Consider the following 17,989-nt stretch of genomic DNA (forward strand, 5'->3'; position numbering starts at 1 on the left):
CGGGATTGAGGGCCAATCTTTAGGTTGGCCGCTGACGCCGAGGAGATCATGGCCATCGCCATGACGACTGGTTACAGCGCGCAGACCGAAGGCGCCTTGCGCTGTATCGAAGCTGCTTCGGACTGGGCCATCGCTTGTGTTGACGCTCTGCCGCAGCAGAGCGCTTACACCTTGATTGATTACGGCGCTGCCGACGGCGGTACGGCTGTTGGGTTGTGGAACTCCGTGTTGGACCGCCTCCACGAGCGCCAACCTCAGGCCCACTACACGCTGGTGGGCAATGACTTGCCCAGCAACGACAACCTCGCTCTGGCCGCCAATGTGGCGCTGCAGTTGTCGCGTCCTCCCAGCCCAACGGTGCTGGTGAGTTGCCGCAGCTTTTACGAGCCGCTGATGGCCCCGGGTTCGGTCAGCTTTGGCTTTACCGCCACCGCCATGCACTGGTTGAGTCAGTCGGCAGGCGCTCTCGATACCCACACCCACGTTCAGGCCTCTGGCGATGCTGAGGCCTTGAGTCGCTTCACGGCGCAGGCCATGCGCGACTGGAATGCCCTGTTGGAGTTGCGCTCCAAGGAACTGCAGGTGGGTGGTCGTTTGTTGACGGTGAACCTCTCCCGCGACGAGGCCGGCCTCTACTTGGGCCACAACGGTGGCCGCACCCGCAATGTGCACGACCAGTTGCACCAGATCTGGCGAGAGATGGCCGATGAAGGGCGCATCAGCGCCGATCACTACCGCGCTGCCACTGTGATGAACTTCTACAAGTCACCCGATGAGTTCATGGCTCCGCTGAAGGACACCACTTCAGCGGCCTACCGCAACGGCCTGCGTTTGATTGATCAGCGCACGGTGTACGTGGAGTGCCCCTACCGCCGCCGCTGGAAGGAGAATGGCGATACGGCCTCCTTCGCCTCTGGCTTGATGGCCACGATCCGTAGCTGGAGTCGGCACAGCTTTGCGTCAACCGCTGGCGATGCCGCCGCCGATGAGCTCTACGGACGCCTGGAGAAGCGCATTGCTGCAGCTCCTGATGAGTGGAGCCTCGATTACGTCGAGCACCATCAAATGATGGAAAAGGTGGCTGCATGAGGAGTGCCGATTCCAGCAGTCCACAGGTGCGCGTGCTGGCGGAGCACATCTCGGATCACCTCTCGGTTTTTGTGGTGGCCGAGAACACCGATGCTGAGCGGCCGGCCAATGGCGGCCTGAGGCTGCTCTCCTACGACAGCGACGCCACCTGCAAAGCCGATGGCCATCGCTTGGCCAGCTTGATGACCAACAAGCATTCCCTCTATGGCACCGGCTTTGCCGGCGGCAAAGTGGTGGCTCGCGCTGCCAATCCGGCGGCGGTGAAAGACGAGCTGATCAATGTCACCGCGGAGCTGCTGGAGTCGCTCGGCGGAGCCATGATCACTGGCTGCGATCTCAACACCAGCCTTGAGGACATGGAGCGGCTCACCGCTCTAACGCCCCATGTGTTGGCCGCGGTTGGCAGCCCGGTGGATGCCAGCAGTGCCACTGCATTCGGCACGATTGGCGCCGTGGAAGCGGTGCTGCAGAACAGCCTGGATCAGGCACCTGCTGGTCGGGCGTTGGTGCATGGCTGTGGCGCCGTTGGCGGACCGGTGGCGAAGGCCCTGGTGGCCAATGGCTGGCAGGTTTTCACGGTGGATATGGACCCGGCCCGGGCCCAGATCAGTGGCGCGACCCCCTTGGATCCAGGCTCGCCGTGGTGGACCCAGGAGCTCGACTTGCTGTTGCCGTGCTCGATCTCCGGTCTGCTGACAGAGGAGATCACCGCAGCACTTCAGGTCAAGTCGGTGGTCCCGGCCGCTAATGCCCCCTTCGCTGACCCGGTCTTGGCTGAGCAGATGCGGCAGCGCGGGGTTCGGGTGCTGCCCGACCCTTTGGTCAATGCCGGGGCGGTGATCGCTGACTCCATTGAGCGCTTTGCCCCGGAGGCTTGGAAACAGGCCAGCCCAGAGCAGGTGTACGCCTTTGTGCGCCAGGCTGTTCGCGATCGCGCCGGCGATTTCCTGGCCCAGCGGGATCGGGGCCTCAGCGTTGGTGAAGCGTTGATGCATGTGGCTGCCGGCAGTAGCCAGGACCCCATTGGCCTGAGTTTTGTTCTTTCGGCATGAGCAACGTCTCCATTCCCAGCCGCGCTGCGGTCGTCATCGTTGGTGGCGGCATGGCAGGTCTCAGCTGCGCCTCGTCCCTGGCCCAGCAGGGGGTCAGCGATGTGGTGTTGCTGGAGGCCAAAACCCTGGCCCACGCCGGAGCTAGCAGTTTCGGCGAATCCCGCATGTTCCGGGAGATGTATTCCGATCCGGTGCTTTGCCGGCTGGCCCAAGAGGCCAATCGCCTTTGGCGCGAAGAGGAACAGCGTTCAGGCGAAATCCTGCGCCAGACCCATGGTCTGCTCTTCTACGGCGAAAGCTGGGATGAGGAGACGATCGAAGGTTCAATCCCGGGGGCACGCCGGGTGATGGATGACCAGGGCATTCCCTACGAAGCCCTCACGTCTGAGCAGATTGCTGATCGCTTCCCGCTCAAGCCCCGGGCTGATTTCAGTGGTTTGTTTGAACCCACAGCCGGAGCTGTTCGCAGTGACCGGGTGATTGCCCACTGGACGCGGACAGCGCGAGCCGCAGGTCATCAGCTGATCGAGCATTGCCCTGTTCAGGCTGTCGATCCCAGCTCAGGGCGGGTCAGCCTGCAGAGCGGTGAACAGATCGAGGCTGACCAGGTGGTGGTGGCCTGCGGCATTTGGAGCCAGCTGCTGCTTGCTCCCCATGGCTTGGCCCCCAAGCTGGAGGTGTGGCCCATGTTGTGGGCTCACTACACCGTGGATCCTGCTCAGGCCGATCGCTATCCTCAGTGGTTCTGCTTCCAGCAGGCTCAAGGCGACGACGGAGGCTTGTATTACGGCTTCCCAGCATTGAGCCGCACCGAGGACGGCCGCCCCAAGATCAAGGCCGGCATCGATTGGGCTCCCGAAGAGCTGCGGGTCGCCGAACCCAATGCCATGCGCAAAGATCCGCCGCCGCGGTTGGTGCAGCTTCTGGATGACTTCCTGTTCAACAACCTCAGCGGTGTGCAGGAGCGCGTTGAAACGGTCATCAGCCCCTATTCGATGGCGTCGGATGTGAATTTCGTCCTTGATCGTTTGGGGCCGCGGCTGAGTTTGTTCAGTGGCGGATCCGGTCAGGCGTTCAAGTTTGCGCCCCTGATTGGCACCTCCCTCGCCCGCCTGGCCATGGGCTTGGCCCCCACCGTTGATCTGTCCTGCTGGAGCCGAGAGCGTGATGCCGTCCGAATCTGATCGCCATTGGCTGAAGCAGCCGCCGCTGTGGGTGGGCGCTGGCCCCCTGCTGGTGTTTCTGGTGATGGCCGCGGTGGATCTCAAGCTGGCCACCGCCTTCACCGAAGGCGGTAAGGCCATCATCAGCAATTGGCTGGGCAGCACCTGGCAATGGATGGTGGCGCTGCTGTTCCTGATTGCAGCGGCTCTGGCCATTAGCCCAGTCGGCCGGCTCAAGCTCGGCGGAGCTGAGGCCAAGCCAAGCCTCAAGTTGTTTGATTGGTGCGCCGTGCTGATCTGCACGCTGCTGGCTGGTGGCGGCGTGTTTTGGTCGGCCGCTGAACCGCTGTTCCATTTCCAATCCCCGGCCCCCTATTTCGAAGGCGTGAGCGGCAGCACTGAAGCCGCCGTTGATCCAGCTTTGGCGGTCAGCTTTTTGCACTGGGGCTTTTTGGCCTGGGCGCTGGTGGCCACCACGGTCACCATCACGTTTTCGGTGCTGGAGCGTCGCGGTGAACCCCTGCGGCCCCGCAGTTTGCTGGTGCCGTTGGTGCCTCGCAGTTGGGTGGATGGCCCCCTGGGTCATCTCAGTGATGGTCTCTCGGTGGTGGCTGCGATTGCAGGCACGGTGGGTCCCTTGGGGTTCCTCTCGCTGCAGCTCAGCAATGCCGCAGGGCAGTTGCCGGGCTTGGCCGATAGTGCTGGCTTGCAGTCGCTTGTGGTGGTGCTGCTGACGGCAGTGTTTGCCACCTCAACGGTGAGCGGCATCCAAAAGGGCATCAAATGGCTCTCGGAGCTCAATGTTTGGCTCACCCTCGGTTTGGGTGCAGCGTTGTTGGTGCTTGGTCCTGGGTTGTGGCTGGCTCAGCACTTCTTCAGTTCGTTTGGGCTGTACCTCAGCCGTTTGCCCCAGATGGCCCTGGCCTCCAATGACGCCAGCGGCAATTGGGTCAATGGTTGGACGGTCTTCTACTGGGGCTGGTTTTTGGGCTACGCCCCGCTGATGGGCCTGTTCACCGCTGGGGTGAGCCGCGGGCGCAGCGTGCGCGAGCTGGTGCTGGCGGTGGCGATTTTGTGCCCGCTGGTCACCAACATCTGGTTCACCCTGCTGGGGGGGAGCGGCCTCTATCTGGAGCTGGCCAATCAAGGTTCGGTCACTGGGCCCTTGGCGGAGAGCGGCGCTGCTGCAGCGCTGCTGGCGATCCTCACCCAGTTGCCCCTGGCCTGGTTGCTGATTCCAGCCGGGTTGCTGCTGGTGGTGCTGTTCATGGCCACCAGCGCCGATTCGATGAGCTACGCCGCCGCGATGGTGGTGAGCGGCCAGAGCCAGCCACCTGCAGTGTTGCGTTTGTTTTGGGCGCTGATGATCGGCAGCCTCACCTTGGTGTTGCTGCGCATTGGCACCAGCCTGGGCGACAGCACCAGCATCAATGCCTTGCAGGCCTTCATCGTGATTGCGGCGGTTCCCGTCACCCCGCTCGTGCTCACCACGCTGTGGACAGCACCGCGCCTGGCTTGGCGCGAATGGCAGCGGCAGCAGGGCTGATCAGCTGGCCTGCACCCAGCTGCCGTGAAGGCCGTGGGGAATCGCTAGGGGCAGCTCGAAGACCGCCTGCTCGTTCAGGGTGCTGGCATCAAGGATCACCAGATCGCTGGCGCAGCGTGCCCCGTTCCAAACCAGGCACAGCACCCAGCCATCGTCTTCTGCGGAAGATCCAGGTTTGGCCACCATCACCGGCTCACTGACAAAGCCCCGCGGAGCAGCGCTCCACACCCGGCTCTCGCCGCTGCTCAAATCCAGCTTGCGAATGGCTTGCAGCGGATCATTGCCCTGCTCGCGCTCGGCCACGGCCATCCAGCTGTAGCGGGCCTTGAGCCCCACCCGGTTGGGATTCACCATCGCGAATTCGCAGCAGCGCTCGCTGACCCGCTCCCGCTGGGCTGTCGCTGTTTCGGTGTCGATGCGGCAACGCTCCAGCAGGCCTTCGGGGATCTGCTCAAAGTCGACCTCGCGGAAGTCGACGCCAGGGCCGATTGAGGGGAAATCGTCGTAGACGATGCTTTCGAGCACCACCGTCTTGCCCTCTTCCCAGGCGTTGAGGTGATGGAAGACAAAGCCTTCAGGCGCATCGATGACCTTGGCGCTTTGGCCAGCGAAGGCGCCGCTATCGCGGGGGATCAACCAGAACTTGGCCTGCCCTTTGGGGTTGGATTCCAGGCACTGGGCAGCACCTTTTTGCCCCAACACAAACGGCAGCGGGTTGAAGTTGATCGCGTTTTGCCAGAACACCGCCCAGTTGGGCGTGATGGCGAAGTCATGCAAAAAGGCAAAGCCGTTGAAGCTGTCGCGGCGGTCATGCAGGAGGCTGCCGTCGGCCGCGAATTCCATCAGCCGCACCGTGCTGCGCGGGCCGGTTTTGACGCCGAAGGTCACCATGCGCGGATCGCCGTGGTGGCCGGGATCAAAGCGGGGGTGGGCACTGAAGGCTTCACCGGGTTTCAGCACCCCGTTGAGCCGGCTGAGGCCGCGGGTTTCCAGGCTGTCTGGATCGAGAGCGTGGGGTTCGGCGGCTTCCCAGAGGGCCAACAGGTCATCGCCCAACCGCACCACACCGGTGTTGGCAATGTTCTTCAGGCGCAGATCAAAGGCATTGGCCATCACCCCGCCAGGCTTTTGGCTGCCAAACACGCCGCGGTAGAGCACCTTGCCGGCGGCTTCTTCGGCTAGCCAACCTTCGGTGCGCACAAAGCGGTTGCTCAGCTGCAGCCGGCCACCGGCCAGTTGCAGCGCCGTGATCATGCCGTCGCCATCAAAGGGGTGATGCAGCCATTGGCCGCCGCGCTCCAGGCGGCCAGGGCCATTGCGGTAGAGCACCCCGGCCAGCGCATCGGGGATCTGGCCGCGCGTGGGCTCCAGCACCACATCGCTGAGCTCTTGCCCCACATTGCGAAAGGCACTGGACCAGTCGCTGCGGGTGTAGCTCGGTGCTGCAGGGGCAGCGGTCATGACGGGCCGGCGGTGGCCCCCATCATCTCGTGAAGGACTGTGAAGGTGCGTCGGTGGCCAATTGCCCCACGCTGCTGATCCATTCCTGTAGCTCCCACTCCACCCCACCACTGAGCAGCATCGGGTCCTTCTGGATCAAAGCCAACGCGGCGGCGTAGTCACTGGCCTGCAGCAGCAGCAAGCCCCCACCGCCTGGCTTCCCCTCGCCATCGACCAAAAAGCCGCTGCTGATCACCAGCCCCTGTTGCCGGCAGTCCGCCACCCAGCGCTTGTGGGCTGCGATCGCCGGCTTCAGCTCAGCAGCTGGCCGCCGAAAGGTTTCCCGTTTGATGAACCAGCGCACGCCTCAACCTGTAGTGCCGGCCTGCTCGAGCACCCCTTTGCTGCTGGGGATCGCGCTGGCGCGGCGCGGATCGATTTCGGTGGCCATGCGCAACGCGCGGGCGAAGGCCTTGAAGCAGGCTTCAACGATGTGGTGTGAATTCACCCCATCGAGCTGGCGGATGTGCAGGGTCAGCCCAGCGTTGTTGGCCACGGCAACAAAGAACTCTTTGACCAGTTCGGTGTCGTAGCTGCCAATTTTTTGGGCTGGGATCGCCAGGGAGTAACTCACGTGTGGCCGCCCGGAGCAGTCGAGCGCCACCTGCACCAAGGCCTCATCGAGGGGCGCCACAAAGTGGCCAAAACGGTGGATGCCGCGGCGATCGGCGAGGGCTTGCCCGAGCGCTTGGCCCAAGGCAATGCCCACATCCTCATTGGTGTGGTGGTCGTCGATATGGGTGTCACCAGTGGCGCTGATCGTCAGATCAAACAGCCCATGGCTGGCCAGCTGATGCAGCATGTGATCGAGGAAGGGCACGCCAGTGCTCACCTCGCATTGGCCACTGCCGTCGAGACCGATGGCCACACGAACCTCGGTTTCTCCGGTGACGCGATGGATGTTTCCTTGCCGGCCCATGCCCGATCGCCATTCACCCCATGCTGACAGGCCTGGGCGATCGGTCCAGGCTCACATGCCGTTGACGCAGTAACCGGCATCTACATAGATGGTTTGGCCGGAGATGCCGCTGGCCAGATCACTCAGCAGGAAGGCCGCGGTGCCGCCCACTTCCATCTGGGTCACGGTGCGGCGCAGGGGCGCTTTCTCTTCCACGTTGTGGATCATGTCGAGGATGCCGCCGATGGCAGAGCTCGCCAGGGTGCGGATCGGGCCGGCGCTGATGGCGTTGACACGCACCTGCTTCTCAGGGCCCAGTTCGGCGGCCAGATAACGGACCGATGCTTCCAGGGCGGCCTTGGCCACGCCCATGACGTTGTAGTTGGGGATGGCCCGTTCGGCGCCCAGGTAGGAGAGCGTGATCACGCCAGCCTTCTCGCTGAACAGCGGCTTGGCGTAGGCGCATAGCGGCGCCAAGGAATAGGCGCTGATCTCCAGTGCCCGGGCAAAGCCGGCGGCGGTGGTGGCGCTGTAGTCGCCAATCAATTCCTCTTTGCCAGCAAAGGCCAGGCAGTGCACCAGGCCATCGAGCACGCCCCACTTCTCCTTGATCTCGTTGAACACCGCCTCCATTTGGGCGGGGTCTTGCACGTTGAGTGGCAGAAACAGGCTGGGCTCGAGGGGCTCGGTGAGTTCACGCACCTTGGCCTCAAAGCGGCCTTTGTCATCGGGCAGGTAGGTGATACCCAGCTCAGCGCCAGCGGCCTTGAGTTGCTGGGCAATGCCCCAAGCGATGGAGCGGTTATTGGCGATGCCGGTAACGAGGATCTTCTTGCCGGTGAGATCGAGCAGCATCGGGGCGGTCCTGCAGGGCGGAATCGCGCGATTCTCCCCCATGCCCCGCCAAGATCGGCGTTCAGTCGACCAGCTCGCTCCGGTGCCCGCTGCTTCTTCTTCTCCGGATCCTGGTGATCTGCCGCGCCAATTAGCCAATCGGGAGGCGCTTAACAGCCTGCTGCAGCAGGAATTTCCTGAAGCCTCAGGGGAGCTCAGCCCGATTCGCGGTGGCCGTAAAGCTGCGGAGATCCGGCTCAGCAAGGTGGACCCGGCCCGTTATGCCCGCAGCCGCAACCACTTAGACGGCATGGTCACCGGCCTCTCGCCCTACATCCGCCATGGGGTGTTGAGCCTGGCGGAGGTGCGTAATGCGGTGTTCCGGCGGATTCGTCACCGCGATGAGGGCGGCAAGCTGATCAATGAATTGGGCTGGCGTGATTTTTGGCAGCGCATGTGGCTCGAGCTCGGTGATGCCATCGCTGAGGACCAAGAGGAGTACAAAACCGGCCATCCGGCTTCCAGCTACAGCAACGCATTGCCCCAAGACGTGCGCGATGGCTGCACCGGGCTGGCCTGCATGGATGGCTTTCGCGAGCAGTTGGTCACGACCGGTTGGCTGCACAACCACGCCCGCATGTGGCTGGCCGCCTATGTGGTGCACTGGCGCCGGGTGCATTGGCGCGCTGGAGCGGATTGGTTCCTCGAGCATTTGCTCGATGGTGATCCCGCCAGCAACCACCTGAGTTGGCAATGGGTGGCCAGCTGTTTCAGCCATAAGCCCTATTTCTTCAACCGCGACAACCTTGAGCGCTACAGCAATGGCCGCTATTGCCGCAGCTGCAGTTGTGCCGACCGCTGCCCCTTAGAGGGCAGCTACGACGCACTCGAATCGCAGTTGTTCGCCGTGAGCCAACCGGTGCGAGCGGTGCCCGCCCGCGGCAAGGGCAAAAGCAAAAGGAGACGCTGATGGATCTCACCAACCCGGTGGTTTGGGTTCACGAGGAGGCCCTTGGCCCGGCTAACCCCGCCCTGCAAGACCACCCCAAAGCCCCGGCCCTGTTTGTGTTTGATCAGGCCTGGATTGAGGCCCAGAACATCACCCGCAAACGCCTTGGCTTTCTCTATGAATGCGCGCTCGAGTTGCCACTCACCCTGCGCAAAGGGGATGTGGTGCAGGAGGTGTTGGCGTTTGCCCAGCGTCACGGCGCCGACGGGGTGGTCACTAGTGGTCCTGTGGACCCGCGCTTGAACCGTTACGCCACCCGGATCAATCGCGAACTGCCGCTTTGGATCCTTGATGGGGATCCGTTTGTGGAGCTGCCTCGCCCGCCGCGGCTGGGCCGCTTCAGCCGCTACTGGCGTGAGGCCGAGCCTCTGGTTTGGGAGGGGTTCAGGGGGTAGCCGGCGGCGCGTTTTGCAGCATCTGTTGTTCATCCCTGCGGACCTGGCTGGGATTGGGCCAGAGGTCTCTGGCCCCCAGCGGCGGTAGTTCCTCCATCACCACTTGATCGGCTTGCTTGGGCGGTTCACGCCACTGGAAGGTGGCCTTGGGAGCCCGCGTTTTGCAGAGGGCTTCTGTTTCGCGGCGCAATTGGCGCATCACTTCGCCGTTGCTGACCACATCAAAAAATTCGTCTCGGCTGGCCAGGCCGGAGCTGAAGGGGGCGCTGCCATTGCCGTTGAACAGGCGGGCCGGGTCGGCATTCCAGAGCGGCCTGCAGACCCCTGTTTGGCGGGTGTCGGTATCAAGCCAGATGTGCACCCCATAGCCATCGGGTTGGTTCACCACCGCCAGCCCGTCGTGGGGCTGAGTGCGGCTGAGGGGATAAACCCGCATCCCTTGGCTGATGTTGGTTTGGCAGCTCACCAACGCGAGCATCAGGCCAGTGGTGGTGAGCGGGCGGAGCAGCCGCAGGGGGACCATGCGGGAGTAACCAAGCGGCTGGAGGGTTCCTCTAGCTTGCCGAGATCTGGCGATTTTGCTTGTGGCACTCACCGCTTCGACTATGCTGCCGCTGGGAACGCCGTTGCCGCTGTTCACGCTTCCCACCGTCGAAGGAGGCTCCTGGTCAACGCAGCAGCTCGAGCCCCGGCCGCTGCTGGTGCTGTTCATCTGCGCCCACTGCCCTTACGTCAAACATGTGGAAGCCAGCCTCAGCGCCTTGGCGCAGGACTTCAGCTCTGAGTTGCAGATGTTGGCCATCAGCAGCAACAGCGTGATCACCCATCCGCAGGATGCACCCGAGCATTTGCTGGCTCAAAAGCAGCGCTGCGGCTGGGATTTCCCCTACTTGCACGATGTGGATCAGCAGGTGGCGCGCTCGTTCCAGGCGGCCTGCACCCCTGATCCTTATCTGTTCGATGGCGACCAGCGCCTGATCTATCGCGGTCAGCTGGATGCCAGCCGCCCCAGTTCGGGCCACCCCAGCGATTGTGCGGATCTGCGGACCGCTCTGGCGGCCTGGAAGGCTGGACAGCCGCCGTTGCTGCAGCAGCATCCAGCCATGGGCTGCAATATCAAGTGGCAGCCCTAAAGCCGCTTAAGCTTTCCTGCATGACTGTCCCCCCCTTTGACCTCAGCGTCCAGCTGTCAGATCTGGGGGATGACCTCGAACACGCCGTAATCGATGTCCTGCGCAGCGGCCAGTACATCGGCGGTCCAGTGATTCAAGGCTTTGAGAAGGCCTTCGCCAGTTTCTGCAGCAGCGAGCATGCCATTGGCTGCAACAGCGGCACCGATGCGCTGATCTTGGCCCTCAGGGGCCTTGGCGTTGGCCCCGGCGATGAGGTCATCACCGCCTCCTTCAGCTTCTTTGCCACAGCAGAAGCCATCAGTGCTGTTGGCGCCAAGCCGGTGTTTGTGGATGTTGATCCACAGACCTATCTGATCGACCTGGAGCAGATGGAGGCGGCCATCACACCGGCTACAAAGGCGCTACTGCCGGTGCATTTGTTTGGTCGTCCGGTGGACATGGAGGCGCTCAGCGCCATCGCCCGGCGCCATCAGTTGCTGGTGATTGAGGATTGCGCCCAAGCCACAGGCGCGAGCTGGGCGGGCCGGCCCGTGGGCAGCTGGGGTGATGCCGGTTGCTTCAGCTTCTTCCCCACCAAGAACCTTGGCGCCGCTGGTGATGGTGGTGCTGTGACCTGCCAAGACGCCGATCTAGCTCAGCGCATCCGTGAGCTGGCCGTCCATGGCATGCCCCGCCGCTATCTCCACACCAACCTTGGCTACAACAGCCGCCTGGATGCCCTGCAGGCAGCGGTGTTGACCATCAAATTGCCGCGTTTGAACGGTTGGCTCGAGCGTCGCCGCGCTGTGGCTGCGCGCTACCAAGACGCCCTGGCAACCCGGCAGGGCGTGCAGCTGCCTGATGCTGGCCCCGCTGGCCACAGCTGGAATCAGTTTGTGGTTCGGGTGCCAGCGTGTGATGCCAGCTCCGTTGCCTGCGGGGGAAGTTGTGCGCCATGTCCAGCTAGCGCTGAGCATGGCTTGCCAGAAGGCCGTTGCCGCAACTGGCTGCAGAGCGATCTGCGCGAGCGCGGGGTCAACACGATCATCTATTACCCAATTCCCATCCATCGTCAGCCCGCCTATGCGGATCTGGGTTATGGGCCCGGCAGCTTGCCGATCACTGAACAACTCGCTGCTGAAGTGCTGAGTCTGCCGATCTTTCCGGAGATCACCGCAACCCAGCAGGAGCAGGTGATTCAAGCCCTTGGTGGTGTCAGCCGCGTGATTCCGTTGGGTGCAACGGAAGACGCAGCTCAGGCGGCCTGAGCCGTTCCGCTGCCACTGCTATCGGCTTCATCCACCAGGGTGACCAGGGTGAAGTCGTTTTCTTCGAGGCCAAACAACTCGGCGTAGGCCAGGCAAGCGGAAGGATCGCTGCCGGCGTAGCGCAGGACCCCCTGGTTGTCGTAGAGACCGGTGGTCACAGCCGTTGCTCAGCAAGATCACATGAACCACACAATCTTAAGAGAATCTGTTGCCTCTTGAATAGGCCTCCAGCTGGCTCCATGGCCGCATGGCCAAGGCGGCATTGCTGAGCTCGCCGCGACCGGTGATTTCCTCGCCGCACCAGGGCGGGATCGTCAGCGGCGCTTCGGGGTCGGAGCGTTCCACCTCGGCGATCACCAGCGGTGCATTGGCTCCGGCGAAGACATCCACGACCCAGTCACCGCCTGGGCAGTTCAGATGGTGCCGGGTTTTCTGCACCCGCCTGGGAGTGAGGGCGAGCAAGGCCTCGGCATCAGCGGCCGGAATCGTGTACTCGAACTCCTGGCGAATTTCCGGGTTGCTAGTGGGTGCTTTCAAGGTCAGCCAGGCGTGCTCTTGGCTGCGGCGCACCCGCACCACCACCGCCTCTTGGCCTTCGCTGAGATAGCCCTGGTCGAGTTGCTCATGCCTGATGCTCAGCTCCTGCCAGGCCTCTGAGACCACCAAAAAGCGCCGTTCGATCTCAAGGCCCATGGCTTAGTTCTGTGATGGCATGGCATCGGTGAGGCTGCCAGCCCAGTGCAGCTTGCGGCTCAAATTGCTGAAGTAGGAGGGTTGCTGCTCCAAAGCCACCAACCGGGCATGGTGGTCGGCCTGCTGCACGATGCAGCGATCACCGGGTTCCAGTTCGCCGGCCAGGGCTCCGTCTTTCCATAGCTTCACCCGCCTGGCGCTATCGCCCACCGGCCAGATCGCCAGGATCGACCTGGGCGGCACCACCACCGGCCGGCTGGAGAGGCTCATCGGGCAGATCGGATTGACGACGATGGCATCGATGGCTGGGTGCAGGATGGGCCCGCCAGCTGCCATGGCGTAACCGGTGGAGCCCGTTGGCGAGGCCACGATCAAGCCATCGCCTTGGTATTGCCCCACCACTTCGCCATCGATCTCCACCTCCAGCCGGCAGGTGGGCGTGGCTTCTTCCTGGGCGGGCCGCAGATAGAAGTCGTTCAGCGCCAAATGGCAGAGCTGGCCTTGCTTGTCGTGGTGATCGCCGCTGTCGGGGACGCCATCGCCGCGGTCAATGCTGGCTTGCAGCATCAGCCGTTGGGTGAGTGCGTAATGGTGATCTTCCAGGCGCTGCCATAGCCCGGAACCATCCCCACTCAACAGCGATTCCAGCAACAGGAATTCGTGGGTGAGAAAGCCCAAGTGGCCTCCCACGTTGAAGCTCAAAATCGGCACATCAAGCGCCGCCAAATACCGCGCAGCGCTGAGGACCGTGCCATCCCCCCCGAGCACCAACACCAAATCAGGAAGCCGGTCATCGGCGAGCAGGCCTGGATAGGGGTTGGTTGTGAGTCCGCTGGTGGCGCAGATCACTGCGCATCCACGGGCTTCGAGCTGCTCGCGGCAGCGGTTGGCAATCCGCTGGGCGGTTTGGCTGCCGCTACGGACAATCACCCATACCCGCCGCAAGTCCATGGGTGATTGGCTACCAGCGCAGCAGGTTGAAACGCTCCATATCCACTGTGTCGCGGTTGCGGTAGAGCGACAACAAGATTGCCAGGCCAACGGCGGCTTCCGCAGCGGCAACGGTGATCACAAAAATGGCGTACACCTGGCCGCGGATTTCAGTGCCATCGAGATAGCTGGAGAAGGCCATCAGGTTGATGTTCACGCCATTGAGCATCAGCTCAATGCTCATCAACACCCGCACTGCGTTGCGGCTGTTGATCAGACCCCAAACCCCGATACAAAACAGGGCGGCAGCGATGGTGAGGTAAGCCTCGAGGGGGATATCAATCGACGACATGGCTTAGGGCTTCTCCATCAGTAGGGGAGTGCGGGCTTTTTCGATCAGGCCCTGATCAACGCTTTCACCGGTGCCGATGTCGGTGGCCAGAACATCGCGCCGGGCCAGAACAATGGCGCCGATCATCGCCATCAACAGCAGCACCGACGCCAGCTCAAAGGGCAGCAGGTAATCACTGAAGAAGTGCTCGCCCAGGCGAATCACGGCGTCTTCGCCGATGGCGGAGGGCCCAGGGGTGGCCCAGGGGGTGCTGAAGGCCACACGCAGCAGCAGAGCAAACAAGCCCAGGCAGACCCCGGTCGAGAGCACCCGGCGCAGCCCGATGCCGGGGGAGGCCCCCATGGCTTCTTTCTTGTTGACCAGCATGATCGCGAAGAGGATCAAGACGTTGACCGCTCCCACGTAGATCAGGATCTGGGCTGCTGCGATGAAGCTGGCGTTGAGCATCAAGTAGAGCCCTGCCACAGAGAGGAATACCCCGCCCAACAGGAAGGCGGCATAGACGATGTTGGGCAGCATGACCACACCAAGGGCACCCACCACAACAGCGGTGGCTAGCACCCCAAACACGATCAGCTGGGTGAGTTCAGCAAGGGGGGGCATCAGTTGGTCTCCTCCTTTTTGGGCAGCTCCGCCGCAACTTGCTCAGGCAGTTTGCCGGCCCGCGGACGATTGGGGTCCACACCATGGGGGTCCATTTCGCCTTTCGGCAGGTAGGCCAACTCCCGCAGCGCCACCACAGCAGGGTCGGTGGTGACGTTGGTGGGCAAACGGCCCAGGGCCACGTTGTCGAAGTTCAGGCTGTGGCGATCAAAAGCCGCCAGCTCGTATTCCTCTGTCATCGAGAGGCAGTTGGTGGGGCAGTACTCCACGCAGTTGCCGCAGAAGATGCACACCCCAAAGTCAATCGAGTAGTTGCGCAGCTCTTTCTTCTTGGTGGCTTTGTTCATCACCCAATCCACCACGGGCAGGTTGATGGGGCAGACCCGTACGCAAACCTCGCAGGCGATGCACTTATCGAATTCGTAGTGGATCCGGCCGCGGTACCGCTCCGAGGGAATCAGCTTCTCGTAGGGGTACTGGACCGTGACCGGTCGGCGCCGCAGGTGGTCAAAGGTGACCGAAAGACCGCGCGCGATGTTCTGGCTCGCGCTGACCGCGTCTTTGGTGTAATCACCGACCTGCTTAAGAAAGCCGAACATGGAGGCGAGAAGGGGCGGAGCGGAAAGGCGTCGGGTCAATCATGACCCGCTTTGGGCTGGCTTGAGGGCGCTTAGCCGCCAAAGACGGCAGGGAACGCAAGTTTCAAGGCTGCGGTCACCAGCAGATTGACCAGGGCGATCGGCAGCAGGAACTTCCAGCCGAAATCCAGCAGTTGGTCGATCCGCACGCGGGGCACGGTCCAACGCAGCAGGATCGCAGTGAAGACCAGGACATAGGCCTTGAGCACCGTCATCACAATGCCAACCGATCCGGTGATGACTTGCACCAATGGGGCATCAATCGGCTGACCCAGCCAGCCGGCCAGGGTTTCCACCGGCAGGGGGAAGCCCCAGCCACCGAGGTAGAGCACGGCTACCAACAGGGCGGAGAGCACCAAGTTGATGTAGCTGCCCAGGTAGAAGAGGGCGAATTTCATGCCCGCGTACTCGGTCTGATAGCCGGCCACCAGCTCTTCTTCCGCTTCTGGCAAGTCGAAGGGGAGGCGTTCGCATTCGGCCAGGGCGCAGATCCAGAAGATCAAAAAGCCCACCGGTTGGCGCCAGATGTTCCAACTCAAAATTCCGGCGCCGGTTTGCTGATCGACGATGTCGACGGTGCTGAGCGAATTGGTCATCATCACCACCGCCAGCACCGCCAGGGCCAGGGGTATTTCGTAGCTGATCGACTGGGCTGCAGCCCGCAGGCCGCCCAGCAGCGAATACTTGTTGTTGCTTGAGTAGCCACTCATCAGCAGGCCGATGGGCTGAATGCTGCTGAGGGCCACCCAAAGAAAAATTCCAACCCCCACATTGCTGATCAGCAGGTTCTGGCCGAAGGGCACGATCAGCCAGGACAGGATCACTGGCACGACCACCAGTACGGGTCCGAGGGTGAACAGGAGGCCATCGGCCCGGGCCGGGACGATGTCTTCCTTGACCAGCAGCTTCAAACCATCGGCCAGGGGCTGCAGGATGCCCAGGGCGCCGGCGTATTCAGGGCCAATGCGCTGCTGAACGGCAGCGGAAATCTTGCGCTCCAGCCACACCGTCACCAGCACGCCAACCACGGCAGCCACCAGCACCAGCAGCATTGGCAGGGGCAGCCAGATCAGCCGGCTGATCCCAGGGCTAACGCCGCCAGATTCCAGCAGGCCCCTGAAGCCGGTTTCTAAATCGAGGGTGAACGCGGTGCTCATCAGCGCAGACCGTTGCAGGCAACCTACCCAGTCGGCTCGCCATTGTGCCCGCTTCTCTGCTCAGTGGGAAGCCAGTTTCTGGTTTCGAGACCCGTGTAGATCTGCGTTGGCCTATAAATCCGGTTGGCGCCCAGCTGCTCCTTCCAGTGGGCCAGCCAGCCGGCGGCCCTGGAGAGCGCAAACACTGGCGTGAACAGGTCGGTGGGGATGCCGAGCTTGCGATACACCAGCCCGGAATAGAAATCCACATTGGGGTAGATCCCCTTGGGGCCAAGCTTTTCGGCGGCCAGGGTCTCCAGGCGGCGCGCCACGTCGTACATGCGGTCGTGGCCAAAGCGGCTGAACAGGGTTTCGGCTAAGCCCTGCAGGATCGTGGCGCGGGGGTCTTTGACCTTGTATTCCCTGTGGCCGAAGCCCATGATCTTGCGCTTGGAGGCGATGGCTTCATCGAGGTAGGCCTCAACGCGCTCTTCGCTGCCGATCTCCTCGAGCATCAGCAGCACATCCTCATTGGCCCCGCCATGCAAGGGACCAGCCAAGGTGCCCACGGCCGATGCCACCACGGCGTAGGGGTCGGTGAGGGTGCTCGCGGTGACCCGGGCGCTGAAGGTGCTGGCGTTGAGGGTGTGCTCGGCATGGAGCACTAGGCAGGCATCAAAGATGCGGGCCGCCAGTGGGTCGGGCTCCCGCTCGGTGAGCATGTAGAGGAAATTGGAGGCGTAGGGCAGGTCATCCCGTGGCTGGATGGGGTCCTGTCCGCGGCGAATCATGTGGAACGCGGCCAGCATCGTGGGGATCTTGGCCAGCACGCGCATCACGGCGCCGCGGATGTAGTTCTCGTCGTCCAGGGCGCGGTTGGAATAGAAGAGCCCCAGCGATGCAGCGCTCGACTGCAGAGCATCCATGGGGTGCCCCCCCGAGGGGAAGCACTTGAGCATGTCGCGGATGCGGAAACTGACCCGCCGGTGCATCTGCACGTCGTGCTGGAACTCGCGTAGCGCCTCTGCGCTGGGCAGTTCACCCCAAATCAGCAAATAGGCCGTTTCCAGGAAGGTGCTGTGGGCGGCCAAATCCTCAATGCGATAGCCGCGGTAGCTGAGAATTCCCTGCTGACCGTCGATGTTGCTGATCGCCGATTGGGTGGCAGGAACCCCCTCCAATCCAGGGCGAAAACCGGTGGGAGCCTCGCTCATCGCTTTGCCGGTATTGCACACCAGATCGAGGCTACGCGGCGAGCTTCAGTCACTTTTTGCCCTCCAGCAGCACTTTGGGGCTGAGCAGCAGCTTCAGCTGGCCGTTGCCGGGCTCCAGCTGCGGCAGTCCTGGCTCTAGCTCCACCAGGGCAACCCCCGCTTTCTTGAGCTGCAGGCTGTTGGTGCTGCAACCCAGCAGATGGCTCGCCAGTTGACTGAGATCGGGCTCATGGCCGAAGAGCGCTACCCGTTTCCACTCCTCCGCCAGCAGTTCCTGCAGCAAGGGCAGGGGGTCTTGGCTTGGCGCCAGCTCATCGCGCACGTTGAGGGTGTCCCCTAGGCCCAGTTGCAGGGCTAACTCAGCGGTTTGTCGGGCGCGGATGAATGGGCTGCTGAGCAGGCTGTCGCAGTTCAACTCCAGGCGCAGCAGCCGCTTCAACACTTGTCTGGTGCGCGCACGCCCTTCGGTGGTGAGGGCGCGTTCCTCATCGGTGGCGGTGCTGCCGCGCTCGACAGCAATGCCGTGGCGGATCAGCAGCAGTTCTCGAGCCATGGGC

Annotated in this window: 22 protein-coding genes; 8 read left to right on the top strand and 14 right to left on the bottom strand. The window is 62.9% G+C overall.

Annotation, left to right across the window (positions count from 1 at the left end):
* The first annotated feature begins 48 nt into the window (after positions 1-48).
* Genes SIB46_RS09735 through SIB46_RS09750 form a run of 4 tightly spaced genes read left to right on the top strand, consistent with a single transcriptional unit; the run spans position 49 to position 4,850 of the window.
* Positions 49-1,089: an SAM-dependent methyltransferase gene (locus SIB46_RS09735; protein WP_413297764.1), complete on the top strand. Its 1,041-nt coding sequence runs from the start codon at positions 49-51 to the stop codon at positions 1,087-1,089.
* Positions 1,086-2,141 carry a Glu/Leu/Phe/Val dehydrogenase dimerization domain-containing protein gene (locus SIB46_RS09740; RefSeq protein ID WP_413295971.1) on the top strand — a complete coding sequence of 352 codons (1,056 nt, stop codon included), beginning with the start codon at positions 1,086-1,088 and terminating at the stop codon, positions 2,139-2,141. The genes SIB46_RS09735 and SIB46_RS09740 overlap by 4 nt, the downstream gene beginning before the upstream one ends.
* Positions 2,138-3,325 carry an FAD-dependent oxidoreductase gene (locus SIB46_RS09745; RefSeq protein WP_413295972.1) on the top strand — a complete coding sequence of 396 codons (1,188 nt, stop codon included), beginning with the start codon at positions 2,138-2,140 and terminating at the stop codon, positions 3,323-3,325. Before SIB46_RS09740 ends, SIB46_RS09745 begins: the two co-directional genes overlap by 4 nt.
* The gene (locus SIB46_RS09750) at positions 3,309-4,850 is read left to right on the top strand and encodes a BCCT family transporter (protein WP_413295973.1); all 1,542 of its coding nucleotides are present in this window, start codon (positions 3,309-3,311) and stop codon (positions 4,848-4,850) included. Before SIB46_RS09745 ends, SIB46_RS09750 begins: the two co-directional genes overlap by 17 nt.
* Here SIB46_RS09750 and SIB46_RS09755 read toward each other — a convergent pair whose 3' ends face one another.
* The 4 genes from SIB46_RS09755 to fabI are packed head-to-tail and all read right to left on the bottom strand — an operon-like array spanning position 4,851 to position 8,103.
* Entirely contained in the window at positions 4,851-6,311 is a 1,461-nt protein-coding gene (locus tag SIB46_RS09755; protein ID WP_413295974.1) for a carotenoid oxygenase family protein, read from the bottom strand.
* Between the two features lie 22 nt (positions 6,312-6,333).
* Positions 6,334-6,654, bottom strand: a complete 321-nt coding sequence (locus SIB46_RS09760) for a YciI family protein (protein ID WP_413295975.1) — start codon at positions 6,652-6,654, stop codon at positions 6,334-6,336.
* 3 nt (positions 6,655-6,657) lie between these two features.
* Positions 6,658-7,269: an imidazoleglycerol-phosphate dehydratase HisB gene (hisB, locus tag SIB46_RS09765; RefSeq protein WP_011936702.1), complete on the bottom strand. Its 612-nt coding sequence runs from the start codon at positions 7,267-7,269 to the stop codon at positions 6,658-6,660.
* A gap of 51 nt (positions 7,270-7,320) precedes the next feature.
* On the bottom strand, positions 7,321-8,103 hold the full coding sequence (gene fabI / locus SIB46_RS09770; protein ID WP_413295976.1) for an enoyl-ACP reductase FabI: 783 nt from the start codon (positions 8,101-8,103) through the stop codon (positions 7,321-7,323).
* 40 nt (positions 8,104-8,143) lie between these two features.
* On the opposite strand from fabI, the gene SIB46_RS09775 reads away from it, so the two are divergent.
* Entirely contained in the window at positions 8,144-9,052 is a 909-nt protein-coding gene (locus SIB46_RS09775; RefSeq protein ID WP_413295977.1) for an FAD-binding domain-containing protein, read from the top strand.
* Positions 9,052-9,486, top strand: a complete 435-nt coding sequence (locus SIB46_RS09780; protein WP_413295978.1) for a hypothetical protein — start codon at positions 9,052-9,054, stop codon at positions 9,484-9,486. Before SIB46_RS09775 ends, SIB46_RS09780 begins: the two co-directional genes overlap by 1 nt.
* Here SIB46_RS09780 and SIB46_RS09785 read toward each other — a convergent pair.
* Positions 9,476-10,009 (bottom strand): hypothetical protein, encoded by a 534-nt coding sequence (locus SIB46_RS09785; protein ID WP_413295979.1) that lies wholly within the window; start codon positions 10,007-10,009, stop codon positions 9,476-9,478. The two genes, SIB46_RS09780 and SIB46_RS09785, sit on opposite strands and share 11 nt — an antisense overlap.
* Before the next feature lie 82 nt (positions 10,010-10,091).
* On the opposite strand from SIB46_RS09785, the gene SIB46_RS09790 reads away from it, so the two are divergent.
* Both SIB46_RS09790 and SIB46_RS09795 read left to right on the top strand, forming a co-directional pair.
* Positions 10,092-10,619, top strand: a complete 528-nt coding sequence (locus tag SIB46_RS09790) for a thioredoxin family protein (RefSeq protein WP_413295980.1) — start codon at positions 10,092-10,094, stop codon at positions 10,617-10,619.
* Between the two features lie 20 nt (positions 10,620-10,639).
* Positions 10,640-11,866: a DegT/DnrJ/EryC1/StrS family aminotransferase gene (locus tag SIB46_RS09795; RefSeq protein WP_413295981.1), complete on the top strand. Its 1,227-nt coding sequence runs from the start codon at positions 10,640-10,642 to the stop codon at positions 11,864-11,866.
* Here SIB46_RS09795 and SIB46_RS09800 read toward each other — a convergent pair.
* The 9 genes from SIB46_RS09800 to sixA all read right to left on the bottom strand — a co-directional run bounded on the left by SIB46_RS09800 (position 11,854) and on the right by sixA (position 17,985).
* Positions 11,854-12,024, bottom strand: a complete 171-nt coding sequence (locus tag SIB46_RS09800) for a hypothetical protein (protein ID WP_413295982.1) — start codon at positions 12,022-12,024, stop codon at positions 11,854-11,856. The genes SIB46_RS09795 and SIB46_RS09800 overlap by 13 nt on opposite strands.
* Before the next feature lie 37 nt (positions 12,025-12,061).
* Complete coding sequence (locus SIB46_RS09805) at positions 12,062-12,559, bottom strand: CYTH domain-containing protein (RefSeq protein WP_413295983.1); 498 nt, start codon at positions 12,557-12,559, stop codon at positions 12,062-12,064.
* 3 nt (positions 12,560-12,562) lie between these two features.
* Positions 12,563-13,510: an NAD(+) kinase gene (locus SIB46_RS09810; RefSeq protein WP_413295984.1), complete on the bottom strand. Its 948-nt coding sequence runs from the start codon at positions 13,508-13,510 to the stop codon at positions 12,563-12,565.
* 10 nt (positions 13,511-13,520) lie between these two features.
* Positions 13,521-13,841 carry an NADH-quinone oxidoreductase subunit NuoK gene (gene nuoK / locus SIB46_RS09815; RefSeq protein WP_011936692.1) on the bottom strand — a complete coding sequence of 107 codons (321 nt, stop codon included), beginning with the start codon at positions 13,839-13,841 and terminating at the stop codon, positions 13,521-13,523.
* Positions 13,842-13,844: 3 nt separating this feature from the next.
* The gene (locus tag SIB46_RS09820; RefSeq protein ID WP_413295985.1) at positions 13,845-14,444 is read right to left on the bottom strand and encodes an NADH-quinone oxidoreductase subunit J; all 600 of its coding nucleotides are present in this window, start codon (positions 14,442-14,444) and stop codon (positions 13,845-13,847) included.
* Entirely contained in the window at positions 14,444-15,043 is a 600-nt protein-coding gene (gene ndhI / locus SIB46_RS09825; protein ID WP_413295986.1) for an NAD(P)H-quinone oxidoreductase subunit I, read from the bottom strand. The genes SIB46_RS09820 and ndhI overlap by 1 nt, the downstream gene beginning before the upstream one ends.
* Before the next feature lie 71 nt (positions 15,044-15,114).
* Positions 15,115-16,239: an NADH-quinone oxidoreductase subunit NuoH gene (nuoH, locus tag SIB46_RS09830; RefSeq protein ID WP_413295987.1), complete on the bottom strand. Its 1,125-nt coding sequence runs from the start codon at positions 16,237-16,239 to the stop codon at positions 15,115-15,117.
* A 23-nt stretch (positions 16,240-16,262) separates the two neighbouring features.
* On the bottom strand, positions 16,263-17,432 hold the full coding sequence (locus tag SIB46_RS09835) for a citrate synthase (RefSeq protein ID WP_413295988.1): 1,170 nt from the start codon (positions 17,430-17,432) through the stop codon (positions 16,263-16,265).
* 49 nt (positions 17,433-17,481) lie between these two features.
* Entirely contained in the window at positions 17,482-17,985 is a 504-nt protein-coding gene (gene sixA / locus SIB46_RS09840) for a phosphohistidine phosphatase SixA (protein WP_413295989.1), read from the bottom strand.
* Positions 17,986-17,989: the final 4 nt, after the last annotated feature.

This window comes from Synechococcus sp. MIT S9452 (assembly GCF_047304245.1).
GTDB lineage: Bacteria > Cyanobacteriota > Cyanobacteriia > PCC-6307 > Cyanobiaceae > RCC307.